Origin of the sequence: Enterococcus sp. DIV0755b (assembly GCF_051713765.1) — a bacterium.
Classification (GTDB): Bacteria; Bacillota; Bacilli; order Lactobacillales; family Enterococcaceae; genus Enterococcus_C; species Enterococcus_C canintestini.
In genome coordinates, this window is the sequence record NZ_JBIOQN010000001.1 from 330,400 (window position 1) to 349,254 (window position 18,855).

Sequence of the window (18,855 nt, forward strand, 5' to 3'; positions counted from 1 at the left end):
ATTTTTAATATTTTACTGGAGGAAAGAAACATGAAAAAAATTTATTTAGGTTTGACAGTGGCAGCTGCAACACTATTTTTGGCTGCTTGTGGCAGCAACAATAAAGAGGCCACAAAAGAAAACGATCAAGTTAGCGGTGAATTAACTGTTGTAACCAATCGCACAGATGCTGATAAACTGTATGAAAAAATCGAAAAAGACTTCAAGAAAAAATATCCTGAAATTAAAGATATTAAATGGGAAGCAGCTGGTACAGACTATGACCAATATATCGCTAACCGCATGAACACAGAAGATTATGGGGATGTCGTATTTATTCCTTTTTCAATGGCCGGTAAACCAGAAGATTACAGCAAGTATTTTGAAGAATTAGGAACTGTAAAAGCGCTAGAAAAAGATTATCTTGATGTCACAGAAGCTGATTACGATGGCAAAGCTTACGGCTTACCAACCGTTTTAAACTCATTAGGTTTGGTTTACAACGAAGCAGTCTTCAAAAAAGCAGGAATTGAGAAATTACCTCAATCTACTGAAGAATTAATCGCTGATGCAAAAACCATTAAAGAAAAAACAGGTGCTATTCCTTTTTACACTAACTACCAACGTTTAGCTGTTTGGGCAGGTGCATTATCTTCTTACGGTGGTGAAGACTTCAAAAAAGAAATGGTAGAAAGTAAATCCGCCTTTAAAGAAGGCCAACCAATTCGTGAAGTCATGGATCTTATTTATGAATTAGCCAAAGCCGGTTTAATTGAAAAAGATCCCGTTACCTTAGAAACCCAACAAGCACAACAACAATTAGCTGACGGTAAAATTGCGATGTTAATGAGTGGCTCACAAGATGTTGCGCCATTGCAAAAATTAAGCAAAGATACGATTAACATTATGCCGTTTCCACATTTATTAGATGGTAAAACCAGTCTAGCCCTTGGTGCCCCATCTGTGATTGGTATTAACAAACATTCAAAAAACAAAGTTGCCGCAAAAGCATTCTTAGATTTCTTTATTGACCCTGCTTCTGGTTTTGCTAAAGATATGGGTGGAATGACACCAGTTAAAACCAAATTAGATAATACTGAACAAAAAGCAATCAAAGACAATAACGTTATTTTAACTGCGCCTGCAACCGATCCTGCCATTGAAGCCAAATATACTGCAATTGCAAATGAAGTCGGCGTTGGTCGTTTAACTGATGTTTTACAAAAAACAGTTAACATTGCCTTATATCCTGATCAAAATGAAAGTTACCAAGATTACGTGAATAGCCTTGAGAAAAAATGGGAGGCTGCAGCCAAAGCTCATGAATAAGCTCAGCCTAAAAAGAGAGGAAAAGCAGACCATTCTGCTTTTTCTCTCTTTACCGCTTTTATTGTTGCTTATTTTCGGATTGTTGCCAATTGGAACGCTAATTTATAACAGTTTTACGGACTGGGACGGCTTAGCCACGGAAAAGAATTTTGTCGGGTTAAAAAACTATCTCACCATTTGGCAAGATCCTGTCTACTTGCAAGCCTTTAAGACCAATCTGTTTTATTTAGGCTCCGGGCTTTTGCAAATCGTGATTGCCTTAACGTTAGCCATTTTACTGGCGACAAAAACTTATGGTAAAAATATTTTTAAAGCGGTTATCGTTTTTCCGATTATGATTAGTGGCGTGGCGACCTCGTTAATTTTTCGGCTGTTTTTTGAACCAGATGGCTCATTTGACCAACTGCTTCATTTTTTCCATTTAAGTAAGTACATTCGCTTTTGGCTAGGAGATCCTACTGTCGCCAATTATACACTGGCTTTTATTTCATTATGGCGCCACTTGGGCACGAGTTTTTTACTCTATTTTGCGGCCATTCAAGGTCTGCCTGCCGTCTATCAAAAAGCAGCCAGTTTAGAAGGCGCCAACTTGTGGCAACAAACCCGTTATATTATTTTGCCTAATATTCAAACAGTTTTAAAACTGAACTTTATTTTACTGACAATTGGGGCTGTTTCCGCTTTTGAGATTCCTCTAATTATGACTAATGGTTCCAATGGCACCGCCACTTTTTTAGTGCAAACGATGAAAGTTGCCTTTGAACAAAAATTAGTCGGCTTAGGATCTGCTTTAGCAGTGATTATGTCGTTATTTGTAATTGGGTTAAGTTATGCCCAACATCGTTTTCAAAAGGAGGCTGATTAAATGCGGATTTTGGCAAAAGTTGGCAAATATAGCTTTTTAATTTTATGGTTTTTAATCTGCTGCTATCCTTTATTAACGGTGTTTTTTGGCTCATTTAAAACTTATGAAGAGTTTAATGCCACCCGTGGGATTACGCCACCTAGTACGTGGCATTTTGAAAATTATCGGACCGCTTTTACCACCGGTAACCTCCCTCAAGCCTTTATCAATACTTTTATTTTAGTTTTTTGTGGGGTTTGTGGCAGTGTGCTAATTGGTTCGATGGTCGCTTATGTTTTAAATCGTTTTGACTTTCCTTTTAAAAAATTGGTCATTGGCGCTTACTTTCTAATTTCGATGGTGCCAATGGTAGTCTCCCAAATTTCGACCTTTAAAATTATTACCGCTTTTGGCTTTTATGACCGCTTAATTGCACCTATTGTTATCTATTTAGGCGCAGATGTGGTGATGATTTATGTCTATTTGCAAATGTATGAAAAAATTCCAGTTGAACTAGATAAAGCGGCCCTACTAGAAGGTGCCAGTTATTTTCAAATTTACCGAAAAATTTTATTTCCGTTACTACGACCGGCAACTGGGACGGTAATTATTTTAAAAATGATTAGTATTTATAACGATTTTTATATTCCGTTTTTATATTTACCCGGCTCAGAGCACGGCACTGTCGCTACCGCCCTTTATCGCTTTATGGGACCCAATCAAACCAACTGGCAAGTTATTTGTGCTTTGGTTATTTTAAGTATTATTCCGATGCTGATTGTCTTTTTAGCCTTACAAAAATACATCTATGAAAGTTTAGCAGGAGGTGTCAAAAGTTGATCTGGTCTTATTTGAAAGGATTTCCCAAACGTGCTTATACGGTCATGGAAGTTCGCACCGGCTTTGCGACCGGATTACCCGTTTTAAGCGGTAGTTTTTTTGGCGCCTATTTAACCGGTGAAATTCATTGGCTGCGCCTCATTTTATTTTTTATCGCTGGCTTTTGTTTTAATATTGTCGCCAATACAGCCAATGAAATGCGAGCATATTTAGCCAAAGAAGAAAACGAAGACACTTTTACCCACCATAAAGGCAGTGAAGGCCTCGTTCGTGGCGATGCCAAATTTTTTGACGCTGTCTTAGTTTTACTGTTGATGATTGGTCTTGGCGGAAGTTGTGGTTTACTTTTAGTGTTTTTAACCAAAGATTTGGTGCTACTAGCTTGGGGACTGCTTGGTTTACTCGCTGCAATCACTTATTCCTTGGGGCCAAAACCTTACCTGCTTTATCCAGTCGGCGAAATTGTCTCAGGCTTTTTTGTTGGGGGGCTAGCATGTTTTCTAGCAGGGCGCGTGCAAATGGGTGCCGGCAATACTCAACTCTTAATTTATAGCGTGATTCCCATGATTTTGACTGTCTTTTTAATGTCCACCAATAACGTCGGCGATTATGAAAAAGACCGCGGTGTACGGGTAACACTGCCGCATGTCATCGGTTTTCGCAATGCCATTTTACTGGTCATCCCAGAATTTATCATCTTATTTAGTTGCTGGCTTTATCTTTTTCTTAGCCAAACCATTCCCTGGTGGCAATTTCTTATCGGGTGCCTCATTTTTTACCACCAAGGCTACATTCGTTGGTATAAAGACTATTTGAAAATCCCAGCAGTTTACCCCGAAATGGGACGTGAGTATGGGCCGCGACCATTACTGTTAATTTATCATTTTAATACGTGGATGAGCCTTTTATTTTTCATCCAAATTATCGGAAGGAAGTACTTCTAATGGAAAAAATCCGTTTAGTTCAAAATAAAATCAATCCTCTTGTTTTACCGGTAATTTTTGCCGATAAATTAGGCTATTTTGAAAAATTTAACGTCCCCGTTGATTTAACCATTGCCGAGACATTCCAATTTGCTAAAAAAAGCAGTTTTGTGGCCGGTGATGTCGATGCGATGATGGGAGACTTAACTTTTTACTTTGACTATAGAGAACAAGGTAAAGATGCGGTGGTTACCACCGATTTAACCCGTACAATCCAGCTGTTAGCCAAAAAAGATTCCCCTAAAAATGGCATGCGGGTTGGAGTTGCTCGCAAAGGTTTATTTCCTTTCTTTATGGCTTATGATTTAAAAAACATTTTAACCAACCCTGAAATTGTCTGGGTCGATAATACTTACGAACGCATTAAAATGCTAGCTGCCGGTGAAATTGACGCCTTGGTGGCGATTGAACCTTTTATCACTGATATTTTAACCAGCCAAACAGATACTGAAATTTTGTGGCACTCTAAAAATTCCGATAAAAACATGGTAATGTGGTGCTTTGACCGCAAATTTTACCAACAAAATCCTGAAACAGTCGTAAATTTCCACCGTGCATTAGAAGCGGCCGCACAAGATTTTAACGCACTAAGCGGCGATGAAAAGGTCGCCCAAGCAATAAATGTTGCCCAATATACCAAAGAAGCAGCAGAAAACATCCGCCACTTTACCTTTGAAAAACAGCACAATTATTCAGCCCAAGACTTCAACTTATTAGCTGACTTCTTGTGGCAAAGTGGAAAAATTAGTAAAAAGTATCAAGCAGCAGATTGCTTAAAGGCCGTGTTTTAAGTGATACAAGTAGCTATGCTTGGGTTATCGCTGGTTTATTTTAGTGAAAAGTATCTTTTATGAACTAAAACAAAAGACCGTAAGCATAATTAAAGTAAACAAAGCTGAAATATGAAAATTTAGACTTTTAAGTGGGCTCCCTTGGTTAGATTAGAAAATCTAACCAAGGGAGCCCACTTTACTTAATTTTGAGATGCAGTTTTGTTTATTTGTAAATAGTAACTAGTAACTGTTGCCTCATCTCTTTCATAGCTTATCCTTTTGAAATTCATCTTTCATCGCCCGCCGACGCGGACATTTTACCATCAAATCTGCTTTTAAAATTTGTACTGCAATCGTATTTCCAGCGATATTTTTTATTGCCTGTAATTTTTGGACGATTAACGCGTATTGCGGATGACTATTAGTTATTTTTGAATCTTTTACAATAATGGATTTGAAAATTCGAACCAATTCTTTAAGAAATTTTTTTCATTTAATATAGATGTTGTCAAACCAACAAGAATAAATTACAAATCAGTGTTTCAATAGAACGTAGGAACTATCTAGAGGACTAAGTCTAAAAAAGCGACTAGACAAACGAGCTGTCTAGCCGTGTAAATATCTTGATTATTCTATTGAATTTCTTCAACGACACTCATTGTAGAAAAGCACTTTTTTGATATTTCTATTTAGGTTCTATACCTTTTGTGTGTTTATAAAATTTATCTACAGCAATTTACAAAAATTTTTTAGAGCTATATAATAAAACTAACTTATATACGATTCTTATTACATTAAAATAAAGTGTTCCAAATTTCAATAGACTCTTTTAACATTTTTTTAAAATCAAAACTTGGTCTAGGTACTTCTCCCGATAAAAACTTTTCTAATCCTATGACAAGACCCTCTGTACTATTCTCAACAATTAATACAGTTTGTTTTTGTCCATCCAACGCTTCTACAGTTTCAGGAACATCCGTCATAATGACTGGGGTATTAAGAGCTAAGGCTTCAAATACCACCATACCAAATCCTTCATAGCGACTACTAAAAATAAAAGCATCTGAAGCTTTTATTAGATTATAAGGTGAAGACAAATGGGACAGAAAATAAATATCTTCTTTTCTATCTGACAGATTAATCTGTTTACGAAGGGAATCTTCCTCAGGACCATAACTTCCTACTATCACAAGCTTCGTCTTTTTACCATTAGTAAGCTGATTAAATGCTTTGATAAGTCGATCAATTCCTTTTTGTTTTGAAAAACGTCCAACATTAATCAATACCTTAATATCGGGATTTAAAAAATCATTCCTTAATTTCTCCGGAATAGATTTATCAAATGGATTTTGTGCTAACGAAATAATTCGTTCTGGATTAAGAATAACATTCATGATAGTTATTTTTGCATTGGGAACTTCCCTTTTTATTTTTGTAGCAATAGAATCCGTCACGCAAATAACATGATTTGCCTTTTGATACGCCTCATAAATAATTTTTCTTTTCAAGTGTTTATTAGCCTTAAACTCTTTCTCCATATCCGTATGGATAAATATCATAGTATTTATTCCAAGTGGTTGTAACGCCCAAGTCCAAACTGCATAAGACCGATCATAGCCTGGATAATGAATAAAAGAATTTACATGCAAGTTTGGATAAATACGATCAAAATCTCTTTGATACATCTTTTCAACTATTTGTCTATTTGACGGTAATTCAGCCATATAAGCAAACGTTTGAAACATCTCAGAAAATTTTGCTTGTGTTTTTCCTGACTCGATAAAAGTAAATACTCCAGCAGGAAATTCTTGAATCACCTTCTCACGTATATTATCAATCAAACCATCAGGCCAAGTTATAATATAATTTCGTTGAGTTAAATCTACTTTGGAAAGTAAATTTAATAACGAATTCGTGATTCCATTATTATCAAACTTATAAGCATAAATTAGAACATTGTCCTTTCCGTTCCAATTGGATAATTGTTGTATTTTACTGTTTTTTGTATTATTCAACAAAAAACTTGTAATCTCAATCGTCCCTTTTTCAGAATCTGTTGGATTAAATCTTTTATTTACATCTCTAAAATTTATTTCATTTTTTTCCGATAAAGCCTTTACCAGACCTGAAATTGTTTTAACTTGTTTGAATGGTAATTCATTTACAGAAAAATACAGACCACGTTCTGCCTCGTATTTATCTTGATCATAAGTAAACAGAATTATTTCTCGATTAGTCACTGCAAAATCAAACATAATAGAAGAATAATCTGTAATAAGTTTTTCTGCAGTCGCTAGAAATGTGTATAATTCAATATCGGAGGGAAAAGCTTTAACCCGCTTAAGTTTGAGTTCATCAATTTTCAATTGGTCAGCCTCGTAAGGGTGTAATTTCACAAATACTTCTCCTTTATCCAACTGATGATCTAGTAATTGTAAATATTCTCTCATTTCTGCTATATCATTAGATCTACGATTATTTCGCCAAGTTGGCATATATACAATGCGGTCTTTAACGACACGACTATCATCAAATAATACTGAATTTCGTGGTGATGGCCCTATAACAAATTCATTGTGTACAATTTTTTCAATGCCAAAATCTTGAGCAAGTTTGTCTCTTGTAAATTTATTGTTTACGAATATTTTATCAGCTGCAGCCAAATTTCGTTGTATATTTCCATAACCCTGAATCTGCGTTGATTTCCCAAGACATTTCAATGGTGTTCCGTGCCAAAAAATATAATATTTTTGCTCTTTTCGTTTGTGAAAAAATGTCCAAAAAGATGTATCATTAATTAAAATTTCTGCCGTGGCTAAATAATAGAGATATTTCTCACTCATATGTTGCACACAATTCTCTTTTAACTCATTCGGAATCTTAGCATCTTTTTTAATCGCCACTACTACTTTATAGTTAGAATTTGTTTTCAAATGGAGAGCTAGCGCATAGATATGCCCCTCCACATTACGGCCATGAGTCCCTTCTAATAATATTGTATTTCTCTGAATATCTTTTTCACGATATTTTAAGTATGCCAGCTCTTTTGGAGACATTATTTTATTTTTAATTTTAGTAACTATCGACATAATATTTTCCTATTCTAATTAATCCTGCTTCATGCAACACTATACTAAATATAAGTCTAACAGGATTTGAAATTTTTTCAATTTATTCCAGATTTTCTATACATTTCTTTTACATTAGAAATAGTGTAAACTATAAGAGATTTGAGCTTTTATATTAAAATGTTCAAAAATTTTTAAATATCTTATTACACTAATAAGAAAGGAAGATTATTTTGAAAACGAAGCTTAAAAAAATTTATTCGCATGTAAAACCCTCTATAAGACAAAAAATGCGATTTTATTATGCTGAAAACTATGAGTCTATGCCAATAGATAACAATAAAATTGTTTATGAAACCCGTGATGGTAAATCAATTGTTGACTCTCCATATGCGATGTTCTTATATCTATCTAGTCAGCCAGCCTATAAAAATTTTCGTCATGTTTGGATTATTAATCAAGATAAAGATATTATTAAAAATATCATTCCAAAGGAACTACGTAGCAAAGTTGAGTTTGTGATTAGAGAAACAATCCCCTACGTAGATGCTTTATTGAGTGCAAAATATTTAATTTCAAATTCGACTTTCGAATCATTTTTTAGCAAGAGACCTGGACAAATATACATCAATACTTGGCACGGGACACCATTAAAATACATGGGATTTGATATTCCATCTTCAATTTCCGCCTCTCAAAATGTATTACGTAACTTTTTAATGACAGACTATTTATTATCACCAAATGCTCACACTAGCGAAATTTTTATTAATAGCTATAAATTAGATAATATTTATCAAGGAGAGATTTTAGAAGGTGGTTACCCTAGAATTGATCATACAATAAATATATCTCGAAATGAAGCTATTGAAAAAATTGGCAATTATGGTATTAAAATAAACCAAAATTTACCAATTATACTTTACACGCCTACATGGAAAGGTAAAAATGTTAATCAGGTAAATGACGATGTGGAACAAATTATCAATGAAACCTTAATTTTAGCTGAAAAATTTAAATCATCCTATCAAGTATTAGTAAAAGTCCACCCTTTCATTTTTGATACTATAAATGGAGACGAACGAATCAAAAATCATCTGGTTTCTGACTATATCGATGCCAATGAAGTTCTAGCTGCTACTGATGTATTAGTTACTGACTACTCCTCTATCTTTTTTGATTACTTAGTAACTGATAGACCTATTTTATTTTATGTTTGGGACAAAGACTTATATGAATATGAAAGAGGAATGTATTTAGAAGATAGCGAACTGCCGGGACCTTCTGCTGAAAACCTTGAGGAACTCGTTCAATTAATTGAAAATCTCCAAGAAAGCATCTTACCTTTCAAAGAGAAATATAAACAATTAAAAGAAAAAATGGTTCCTTACGATGATGGTCAAGTAACAAAACGATATATTGACTATATCTTTCAACATCAATCCTCAAATAAGATTACAATAAAAAAAGTAAATTCTAATAAAATTAAGCTTTTACTTTATCCTGGAGGAATGAAAGATAATGGAATTACAACAAGCTTCTTAAACTTAACAAACAATATTGATTATGATAAATATGATGTAACTATTATTGGAAATCCTCCAAATTCTCGTGAAGTAGAAAATAACTATAATCGAATGAATAAAAAAGTTCGACCACTTTTTCGTTTTGGAATAGACATTTTGACTAAAAAAGAACGGCGATTAAATAGAGAGTTTATGACTAATGGCGTACCTAAAAACAGGAGAAAAGATTATCCAGAAATCGGTTATCGACGGGAAACAAATCGTTTAACTGCAGGTATAAACTTTGATACCGCAATTGATTTTAGTGGCTATAGTTTCTTTTGGGGACGTTATATTCTAGGCTCACAGGCAAATAAATATTGTGCATTTATGCATAACGACCTCTATTCCGATGCACATCGTACTGTAAATGGTAAAATGCCAATGTTAAAAAATCTAACTGCACTCTTTTCTATTTATTATAAATTTGATCGGTTACTTAGCGTCTCTCCTATGACTATGAATGTCAACAAAGATAAGCTGATGCCTTATATAACAGAAAGTCAGATGGGTTATGTTATAAATACAATCAATGTTGAAAAAATATTACACTCTGAAGAAGATACAAATTACTTTGTCACACCAAATCATACAGATATTCATAATATTGTAGTTCATAGAAGATTTTTAACTTTTTATCGAAACGGTGAAATAAAAGTTTATAAAAATATGTTTGATATTAAGCGTGATATAGCAAAAACGTTTACTATCAAACAAAAAGATAGAGTATCAGAATTCGCACAATGTACTCTTGGTGATCAAACCTATAGTAAAATATCGATTAATGGAATGTATGTAGGTTGGATTGATAGCAATTTACTAGGAGAAAGACCCCTAATTGTAATAAACAAAAAAAACATTCATATAATTGGAACCGTTTCTCGTTACCTTTCATACCGTGTTTGGAAGCATTTAAATTGGAATGGCACTCCTCGCGAAGCACGGACTAAATTAGAATATTTCAAGGGTCAATACCTTGAAGCAACAGAATTATGGGAAACTGACCAAGGTAATTATTATCGAGTTCGCTATTTAGGGAAAGAAATCGGCTTTATCGCTGTTAGATGTTTAACTCGAACACACTCCCTAATTCCCGGCTCTCCATTAGCTTTGTATTTTAATACTCGAGCTAAAAAAATAGATAGAGAACGAAACATTGGATTTTCTGATACCTTAATTGCTACAAAAATCTATGCACAAGTAAAAAAAACGACATCTGCTGCTCTTTATAGCGCACCTCCAAAAAGTACCGGTTCACAAATTTTAGAAGAAGTATTGACTGATTATAAAGATACTCCCCTTTTCGTAAATGAAATACAATTTGTCAATAAACAGGCGTATGCGCGCCTTTTAATTAACAATCAAGTTATTGGATATACTGAAACTGACAATCTTGATTTTATAACTTGGGCAAGGTATAAAGAAAAAGTTGATGAATCTTTATCAAATCAATCTAAGGTAAAAGTTAAAGAAGAAATGGATACCGGTTTTAACTTTATTACAATGGGAAGGCTTTCGCCTGAAAAAAATCAATTGAGCTTAATTGAGGCCTTTGCTAAGTTTCATCAGAATTATTCTGATTCCAAACTATATATATTAGGAAAAGGACCTTTAGAATCTCAACTGAAAGCTAAAATTGCTGATTTGCATTTAGACAAAGCTATTTTCTTAAAAGGACATATACAAGACCCTTTTTCTTTTGTAGCTCAGGCAGATGTTTTTGTCCTTCCGTCTCTTTATGAAGGTCAACCAATGGTATTGCTAGAGAGCTTAACATTAGGCATGAAAATCTTAGCTTCCAATATACCGGCCAATATACAAGTTATTGGAAAAGACGAAACTTATGGAATGTTAATCAATGGAACAGACGTTGATGATATCTACGAAGGTATGTTACGTATTTTCAAATTCCGTGGAACTTTCAAAAAATTTGATTATTTAGCCTATAATTCCCAAGCAATTAATAACTTTTATCAAGAAATTAATCCGGAATAGGTCTTAAGTAATTTTATAAATCACTTTTTAGCCGCTGTTCTCCATGAAAAATTCCAACAGATATTTTAAAATTCTGTTGGAGTTTTTCATATTTAAAATTATCTCTATAGTTCCACACTATATTTATTTGTAAAATTTATCTTTTATAGTTCAATGGGTCAATATTGTAGTAATATCTAGTTTTTCTATAATTTTAATTCAATAAGATAATATTTTGGAATGATATAGGCTATCTTTGCATTTATATAAAAAACTCTGATTTTCCTTCGTATAATCCATTAAACGAGCACAATCTGCTTCTCACAAAAATAAATTACCAGTCTCTTTTGTCTCAGCTAATTTTTGATAGATTTTTCACCTTTATCTTTGAGAATCCATAAATTAAAAATACTTGTCAGTCCCTACTTGGTAGCGGATAAACCTTGCTTATCTCTAAGATTAGTTTCCATAGTCCTTGTTCTTACTTCTTTATATCGTCTATTCATTGGTATAACAATTTCACCTGTAAATGCGATTCCCTTTGTTAATACCTATTTATTTCCTATAATATTTCCCACTATCACTTTCAAAACATCGTTATTTTAAACTAAAAGCGGCATGAATTTGTCATCGCTATCATTTTTTTAAAAAAGGTAAAATAATTATTGGGAATACTTCTAATTTTTTTCATATAAGGTATAATAAATACTTGTGAGAATTACATATTGAGATAACTTTGATTTAATTAATCAACTTATTCATCACTTTTGGAGGGGTTCATGTGATTTATTTATTAATCATTGGCTTGTTTTTTTATTGGGCCTTGCAATACTTACTGGCGAAAAAAGTCCTTTCTCGTAAAAAAATAAATTGGAAAATAATAACTTTTTTTAGCTTTTTTTTACTGATAGCAGCAATGTATTTTCTAAATAAATTTCATATGCTCTCTGATTTCAAATCACTATTTACTTTTCCTGATTTGTTCCATTTTACAAAGGGATTCTTAATTGTTGAGCTTGTAGCAATTGTTGTTTCTGTCTTATCTCTATCTATGTCTGACCGCAGTAATCATTTAGATAAAAAGACAAAAAATCAGACTAAAAGATTTAATCGCAGCTCCATCGGGACACGAGTTTCACTTTTGATCGTTTCTCTTTTTACTACCATATCGTTACTTTTTTACTTTTCATGTAACTGGGTGATGGAACGTTTTGGAAATATAAAAATCGATCAAATTATTTATACTATTAGCCAGCCTCTAGAAGGAACAGATGAAAGTCAAATTACTAGCTATCTCTTTGGCCCACTCACCTCAGCATTATTTTTTGGTATGCTGATTACCTTAATTTTTCTTGTGGCAATGCGTTTATTTGAAAATTTCGCTCAAAACAAACATTTGCATCTTCCGCTTGTAATGCAAGCACTGCTACTTTTTGTCATTTCTGCTGGTGTTTTAAGCGCTGGTGTCTTCAGCGGTGTATCTAAAATTGGTTATGCCGATGTCAAAGCTTATTTCATTGATAAAAGTAAAATTTACGAAGAAGATTACGTTGATCCAAAAACTGCCAAACTAACCTTTCCTGAAAAAAAGCGCAATTTAATTTATATTTTCGCTGAGTCTCTAGAGTCTAGCTATATGTCTAAAGACAATGGTGGCAGTCAAAAAGAAAACTTATTGCCCCAACTAACCAATCTACTAGACCAAGGTGATATTAACTTTTCAAATTCAGACTTGTACGGAGGTGCCGTTGCCACACCCGCAACTGGGTTTACTGTTGGTGGTCTGGTTGCTCAAACAGCAGGAGTACCACTAAAAACCAGTAGTGATGCGAATCGCTTTGGTAATACGGTTGAACAATTTTTACCTGGTGCTTATTCTCTAGGGGATATACTCCAATCTGAAGGTTACAATCAAACATTTATGTTGGGGTCTAATAGTTCTTTTGCAGGGCGAGATAAATACTTTTCTCAGCATGGAAATTACAACATAGTTGATTATAACTCGGCTAAAGAGTTTAATTGGATTCCACAAGATTACAAAGTTTGGTGGGGATATGAAGATGAAAAACTTTTAGAACATGCCAAAGAAGTTACGACCGATTTGGCTGCCCAAAGCAAGCCATTTAATTTTACTTTATTGACTGCTGATACTCATTTTGAAGATGGTCTAATGACAGACAAAACGCCAAAAATTTTTGATGATAAATATAGTAACGTTATTCATTATTCTGATGAATTGATTACACGCTTTGTTCAATGGGCCAAAGAACAACCTTTTTATGAAAATACAACGATTATAGTCGCAGGCGATCACTTAACGATGGATAAAGACTTCTTCAATTCAACGCCAGATAGTTATGTCCGGACTGTTTTCAACCTTTTTGATAATTCTGCAATAAAAACGCAAAATACAAAAAATCGAAAATTCAATACAATGGATCTTTTTCCAACAACCTTAGCAAGTCTAGGTGTTAAAATTGAAGGAGATCGTTTAGGTTTAGGGACGAATTTGTTTTCTGACACACCAACGCTTATGGAAAAACTAGGTATTGAACAATTCAATCTTGAAGTTAGCAAACGCTCTTCTTATTACGACGATAAGATTAAAGTAGAAAAAATAGTGCAAGAAACTCCACAGTAACGAACACTTTAGTTGAAAATTTCTTATCCGATCATAAAATTAATAAAAAGCCAGCTTAAAGCCAAATAAATTAGTTATAAACTACTTATTTGAACTTTAAGTTGGCTTTTCTTTTTAGTAGAAAACTCACTTAGCTCTTAATAATCCACTTTCCTAACAATTACCTTACTACGCTTCACTCAATGCCTTTTTCACTGCAAAAAGTAGCATAAATAACGCTACTGCCACGGTGATATGCGATAAGCCTGCAATACCAGAAATCATGCCATTCATCCCCCGGCTTAAATTTGTGCCCAAGACTTGAAATACACCGCGAACAGTCATCATGATAACCATTAAAGGCAAACCGATATTGTATAAAAGGTAAAACCGACGATACAACTTATTTTCTGTCAAATTGCTGATTTTAAATAAGACTGCCACCAATAAAAAGATGCCAACTCCTAATGCTAAAAGATGTGTATGGATTACACCTAATGTGGTCGGTGCGGTAAAATCATTGAATTTCGTGAACTCCCGATAAAAAACGCCCCCCACCATTGCTAAAATAAAATAGATCATGGCTGTATTCATTACTTTTTTCATTTTTTCACTTTCCTTTCTCTTTGATTGCTTTGAAAAAATTAATACCAAACAAAATACCAGCTAAAAACAAGGCTGCTCCTAATCCTGTATAAAAAAAGGCGATAAAACGATCTGGTAATAAATTAAAAGCGCGAATGGTCACACCACCAATAATCATCACCGCCATAATAATAAATGATTTCACATCAAAAAATTTTAAGAAAAATTGTCTTTCTTCTTTATAATTCACAATCCGTGATGTATGTTTTGCAGCTAATTTAGAAAAAATCAACAACCAAAAGACCAAAAATACCACCAAGGATAAAAATCCATTTAAAATGGTGACATAACCAGGATAAGTTTCAAGTCCAATTTTCAAAACATTAAAGCCTGCTATCAGCCAGACTATGCTTGCTAATAATAATAAATAAAATTTTTTTACCATTGCAAAATCTCCTTTGTCTAAAATGAACACTGTTCATTTTATTTTATAAAAAAGACACTTTGACCTACTCCAAATTTTCAACGTGGCTAGTAAAGTGAATTTTTTACTAATTGGACAATTCCTGCCGTCTTTTCTTCATGGGTTATGCCATATAAAAACAACTCAAAAATATAGTCGACATATTTTTCTACAGTTAACTCTTCATTGAATAAATTGGGACGAATCTTTTGATCCTTGGCTAATGTTTGGCGCAGACTTTCTTTAATATGTTGCCAATAGTGATCCATCATTTTTTGCCCCATAATTTTATCGTCAAATGCTAAGACTAACGCATGACTGGTGAAAAAATGCGGATAATGTTTCTTTCCAATTGCGACACTTTGAAAAAGTGCCTCTAAACATGCAACAAAATCATCGAAGTCATACGATTCTTCTGAGAAATGAAAAATTTCCGACCAGATACTACCAATCGTCGCTGCCAATAATTGCCCTTTGGTGGGAAAATAATTATAAACTGCCCCAACAGAAATGTGACTGCGTTTGGCTACTTCGCGAATGCTTACAGCTTCAATACCTTTCTCCGCCACAATTTCTTTACAACAAGCAATGAGCTCCGCTCTTGAACTAACGGTATTATTCAAACTTTCTCCCTCCCTTTAAATTTTTATACGCCAACATGAACAATGTTCACTTTAGATTTTACGTGATAATTTTATTGTCGTCAAATAACTGGGGCTTCAGAAAAGCAAAATGAACTCGTTCAGCTCACTAACAATAAGATGGGATTTTAATAAATTGCTTCCCAAATTTCTTTAAATTTCAGCTTATTGTCGCAGCAATTTAGCTCATTGTGCTAGATACATAGAACAGTTGCGGTAGAGGCTGATCACCTCGAAAATTTGAATCACCTTATCCTTTGTAAAAATCAGATAATCTCTTTACATAAAAAAATCACTGCAAAAAATTATACTGCGAAGCTTTCTTTTTGAGAAAACTTTTTTCGTACAATTTTTTACTGTGATTTTCGTAATCATTCACTTACTTAACAACACTACACTAATTGAAGTGTTCTTGTTCAAATGCAGTTAAAATTTCTCTGACTTCTGTTATGGACTTAGTTTCCATTAAACGAATTCGCAAGTCATTAGCGCCGGGAAAGCCTTTAATATAAATTTTGAAAAAGCGATGTAGACCGACAATTGTGCGCGGAACTTCTTTGGCATATTGTTCTTGTAAGTCCAATTGCAAACGCAATAAGCCCATTAATTCTTGGGGCGTGTGTTCTTTTGGGTTCTTTTCAAAAGCATATGGATTTTTGAAGACACCTCGTCCAATCATAATGCCATCGACACCATATTTTTCAGCTAATTCTAATCCCATTTGACGATCCAAAATATCGCCGTTAATGGTAATCGTAGTTTGTGGTGCGATTTGATCACGCAACTTTACAATATTTGGAATCAAATCCCAATGGGCAGCAACTTTACTCATTTCTTTGCGGGTCCGCATGTGAACTGACAAATTGGCGATATCTTGTTTTAATAAATGACTAATCCACGCTTCCAATTCGTCAGGATCAGTAAAACCAATTCGTGTTTTCACACTCACTGGTAGTCCGCCACTTTTGGCTGCGGCAATTAATTCGGCCGCAACTTCTGGTCGTAAAATTAGACCACTGCCTTTGCCACGCTCCGCGACATTCGGCACAGGACAGCCCATATTAATGTCAATTCCTTTAAAACCCATTTTGGCTAATTCCATACTCATCTTATTAAAAAATGCGGGATTATCTCCCCAAATATGAGCTACCATCGGTTGTTCGTCTTCCGTGAAAACAAGTCGTCCCCGCACGCTTTCAATCCCATCTGGATGACAAAAACTATCAGAATTCGTAAACTCTGTAAAAAATACATCGGGGGCACCAGCTGCTTTTACGACGTGGCGAAAGGCAACGTCGGTCACATCTTCCATCGGTGCTAAAACAAAAAAGGGCTTGGGTAATTGGGCCCAGAAGTTGTTTGTCATTTCCTTTCCTCCTGTTACTACAAAATCCCTACAAATTTCAAAACAACGTTATTATACTAGGGAACAACAGAAGAAGCAAAAATCTGGGATTGCCTTAACGAAAGATCAAAACAGTTGTAGCTGTAAAATTTTCCAGTGAAAACTTTAGCTTTTTTATTTATTGAACTTTGTAATAGACATATTGAGCAGGAACAGAGGTCGCTGTATTTTGCGTGCCGATTGCTACAATACGTTCTTGTGTACTGTCTGCTCCTTGAATTTCGCCGGGTACATTTTTAGGTAAAAAGGAAATATAAAGCGTGGCACTGGGCATTCGACTGTACAAAGAAAAGTAACCGGGATTTTCTTCTGGCTCCATTTTTTTCGTGTAAGCTGGCATCATCAACCCATAAGCATTCTCCATTATAACCGAGCCATCTGCTTCATTTTTTTCAGGTATATCTAAAAGTTGACCGGTTAAAGTCACCGAAACATTTTCTGGATAAAGTGGTGAGACGATTAACGTATCACCTGTTATGTGGATACTACTACCTACCCCATTAACCCAATTACCTGCAATACTTGAATAATCACCAGTACGAATTTGAGTAAGATTCATCGTTACAATTGGCGGAGCTACTTCAGAATTCACTTCTACTGGAGCTGGTTCTTCACTTGTTTCAGTAAAAATTGCAACAGAGTTACTAGTGGCGGTACTTGACATTGCTGACTCTTTTAAACTTGAATTGCTACTCACAGACGTAGCAGGACTACTGCTAGAACTTTGAACCTCACTACTAGTTGAACTATGCTGTACTTCACTTTTTTCTTCTTGGCGGCAACCAGCTAAACTTAAAATAGCTAACAGCGTAGTTCCTATAATAATTTTTTTCACTTTCTTTCCCTCCTTTGTACTAAGACACCTACAAAAATCATTTACAGTAACTTTTACTCCAGGCAAACTGTAGCAAAAAGCACACTTTACCAACAGATTTTCTAATTAAATTTTAACATTTTTATTATTTAACAGCTAATCTCAACCTGATTCCACTCAAGGAAGATTAATTAGCTAAAGTACAAATCCTTTTCTATTTTTTTAGAAAGGCTATACTAAAACTAAACGAAATATGAAAGGAAGTTTTGGTATGGAAGCATTGATTGTTTTTGCGCATCCTCGTAAAGAAAGTTTTACTTACGCCCTTGTCAAACGCATTGAAGAAACATTAGTGAAAAAAGGCTATACTGTCACCTTACGAGATCTTTATGAAATCGGCTTTGATCCTGTTTTAAAAGGAGAAGATGCCATTCATATTGAAGATGGTCAGTTTGTGCGAGAAGCTGCAACTTTTCCTGAAGATGTGCAAGTGGAAATGGATTACATAAAGAAAAGTGACTTATTAATTTACGTTTTTCCAAGTTGGTGGAATGGGATGCCCGCAATTTTAAAAGGCTACGTGGATCGGGTCTTTCAACATGGTTTTGCTTATAGCTTTACTTCAGATGAACCAAAAAAATTGTTTAGTCGCAAAAAAGCTCTCTTTTTTACTCCCACTGGTCAACCGCAAAATGAAGATGGTAGTGATACTCCCATTGATGCGGCAATGAAAATGTTGACTTCAGGTTGGATGTTTAATAGTTCTGGTACTGAAGTAATCGACCATGTTTTTTACGGACGCGTCCCTTATTTAAGTCGCGCAGAATTGGAAAATTATCTCCACGATGCCCAAGAACGAATTGAGAACTTATAATTTCAATTGCCTCAGAAAAGCTAAAGACAGCGGGTAGCTCTTTGGAAAAATCTCAGAAATTCGCTTTCTGGTGCTCTTGACCAGAAACTAATTTTTGA

14 protein-coding genes are annotated in these 18,855 nt (G+C 34.4%); 8 read left to right on the forward strand and 6 right to left on the reverse strand.

All coding sequences use genetic code 11. From position 1 onward, the window contains the following. Window positions 1–30 precede the first annotated feature (30 nt). From IGI65_RS01765 to IGI65_RS01785, 5 genes are read left to right on the forward strand one after another with little or no spacing between them, the layout of a single operon-like run. Window positions 31–1,308: an ABC transporter substrate-binding protein gene (locus IGI65_RS01765; RefSeq protein ID WP_438773050.1), complete on the forward strand. Its 1,278-nt coding sequence runs from the start codon at window positions 31–33 to the stop codon at window positions 1,306–1,308. Beyond that, window positions 1,301–2,173: a carbohydrate ABC transporter permease gene (locus tag IGI65_RS01770; protein ID WP_071864129.1), complete on the forward strand. Its 873-nt coding sequence runs from the start codon at window positions 1,301–1,303 to the stop codon at window positions 2,171–2,173. Before IGI65_RS01765 ends, IGI65_RS01770 begins: the two co-directional genes overlap by 8 nt. Beyond that, window positions 2,174–2,992 (forward strand): carbohydrate ABC transporter permease, encoded by an 819-nt coding sequence (locus IGI65_RS01775; RefSeq protein ID WP_438773051.1) that lies wholly within the window; start codon window positions 2,174–2,176, stop codon window positions 2,990–2,992. Continuing rightward, a complete protein-coding gene (locus tag IGI65_RS01780; protein WP_095006427.1) occupies window positions 2,989–3,936 on the forward strand; it encodes a prenyltransferase in 948 nt (315 codons plus the stop codon). Before IGI65_RS01775 ends, IGI65_RS01780 begins: the two co-directional genes overlap by 4 nt. After that, entirely contained in the window at window positions 3,936–4,766 is an 831-nt protein-coding gene (locus IGI65_RS01785) for an ABC transporter substrate-binding protein (RefSeq protein ID WP_438773052.1), read from the forward strand. The genes IGI65_RS01780 and IGI65_RS01785 overlap by 1 nt, the downstream gene beginning before the upstream one ends. Before the next feature lie 776 nt (window positions 4,767–5,542). Here IGI65_RS01785 and IGI65_RS01790 read toward each other — a convergent pair. After that, complete coding sequence (locus IGI65_RS01790; protein WP_438773053.1) at window positions 5,543–7,837, reverse strand: CDP-glycerol glycerophosphotransferase family protein; 2,295 nt, start codon at window positions 7,835–7,837, stop codon at window positions 5,543–5,545. 212 nt (window positions 7,838–8,049) lie between these two features. Between IGI65_RS01790 and IGI65_RS01795 the strand changes: the two genes are divergently transcribed. Together IGI65_RS01795 and IGI65_RS01800 are read left to right on the forward strand one after the other, a co-directional pair. Then, a complete protein-coding gene (locus IGI65_RS01795; RefSeq protein WP_438773054.1) occupies window positions 8,050–11,376 on the forward strand; it encodes a CDP-glycerol glycerophosphotransferase family protein in 3,327 nt (1,108 codons plus the stop codon). 760 nt (window positions 11,377–12,136) lie between these two features. Beyond that, entirely contained in the window at window positions 12,137–13,996 is a 1,860-nt protein-coding gene (locus tag IGI65_RS01800) for an LTA synthase family protein (protein ID WP_438773055.1), read from the forward strand. Between the two features lie 168 nt (window positions 13,997–14,164). Here IGI65_RS01800 and IGI65_RS01805 read toward each other — a convergent pair whose 3' ends face one another. From IGI65_RS01805 to IGI65_RS01825, 5 genes are all read right to left on the reverse strand, one after another. Continuing rightward, the gene (locus tag IGI65_RS01805) at window positions 14,165–14,581 is read right to left on the reverse strand and encodes a DUF2871 domain-containing protein (RefSeq protein WP_438773056.1); all 417 of its coding nucleotides are present in this window, start codon (window positions 14,579–14,581) and stop codon (window positions 14,165–14,167) included. Between the two features lie 4 nt (window positions 14,582–14,585). Next, window positions 14,586–15,005, reverse strand: coding sequence for a hypothetical protein (locus tag IGI65_RS01810; RefSeq protein ID WP_071864138.1), 420 nt, complete (start codon window positions 15,003–15,005; stop codon window positions 14,586–14,588). A gap of 86 nt (window positions 15,006–15,091) precedes the next feature. After that, window positions 15,092–15,646 carry a TetR/AcrR family transcriptional regulator gene (locus IGI65_RS01815; RefSeq protein WP_438773057.1) on the reverse strand — a complete coding sequence of 185 codons (555 nt, stop codon included), beginning with the start codon at window positions 15,644–15,646 and terminating at the stop codon, window positions 15,092–15,094. A 415-nt stretch (window positions 15,647–16,061) separates the two neighbouring features. Continuing rightward, on the reverse strand, window positions 16,062–17,030 hold the full coding sequence (locus IGI65_RS01820) for a tRNA dihydrouridine synthase (RefSeq protein ID WP_438773058.1): 969 nt from the start codon (window positions 17,028–17,030) through the stop codon (window positions 16,062–16,064). 157 nt (window positions 17,031–17,187) lie between these two features. Beyond that, on the reverse strand, window positions 17,188–17,904 hold the full coding sequence (locus IGI65_RS01825) for a DUF6287 domain-containing protein (RefSeq protein ID WP_438773059.1): 717 nt from the start codon (window positions 17,902–17,904) through the stop codon (window positions 17,188–17,190). A 259-nt stretch (window positions 17,905–18,163) separates the two neighbouring features. Here IGI65_RS01825 and IGI65_RS01830 point away from each other — a divergent pair, with 259 nt between their 5' ends. Next, window positions 18,164–18,757 (forward strand): NAD(P)H-dependent oxidoreductase, encoded by a 594-nt coding sequence (locus IGI65_RS01830; protein ID WP_379924312.1) that lies wholly within the window; start codon window positions 18,164–18,166, stop codon window positions 18,755–18,757. Window positions 18,758–18,855 lie beyond the last annotated feature (98 nt).

What these genes read in the sequence shown, in the direction of transcription:
- IGI65_RS01810 (WP_071864138.1), bottom strand. Translation starts at nt 15,005, where the DNA reads ATGGTAAAAAAATTTTATTTATTATTATTAGCAAGCATAGTCTGGCTG.
- IGI65_RS01805 (WP_438773056.1), bottom strand. Translation starts at nt 14,581, where the DNA reads ATGAAAAAAGTAATGAATACAGCCATGATCTATTTTATTTTAGCAATG.
- IGI65_RS01770 (WP_071864129.1), top strand. Translation starts at nt 1,301, where the DNA reads ATGAATAAGCTCAGCCTAAAAAGAGAGGAAAAGCAGACCATTCTGCTT.
- IGI65_RS01765 (WP_438773050.1), top strand. Translation starts at nt 31, where the DNA reads ATGAAAAAAATTTATTTAGGTTTGACAGTGGCAGCTGCAACACTATTT.
- IGI65_RS01775 (WP_438773051.1), top strand. Translation starts at nt 2,174, where the DNA reads ATGCGGATTTTGGCAAAAGTTGGCAAATATAGCTTTTTAATTTTATGG.
- IGI65_RS01785 (WP_438773052.1), top strand. Translation starts at nt 3,936, where the DNA reads ATGGAAAAAATCCGTTTAGTTCAAAATAAAATCAATCCTCTTGTTTTA.
- IGI65_RS01790 (WP_438773053.1), bottom strand. Translation starts at nt 7,837, where the DNA reads ATGTCGATAGTTACTAAAATTAAAAATAAAATAATGTCTCCAAAAGAG.
- IGI65_RS01820 (WP_438773058.1), bottom strand. Translation starts at nt 17,030, where the DNA reads ATGACAAACAACTTCTGGGCCCAATTACCCAAGCCCTTTTTTGTTTTA.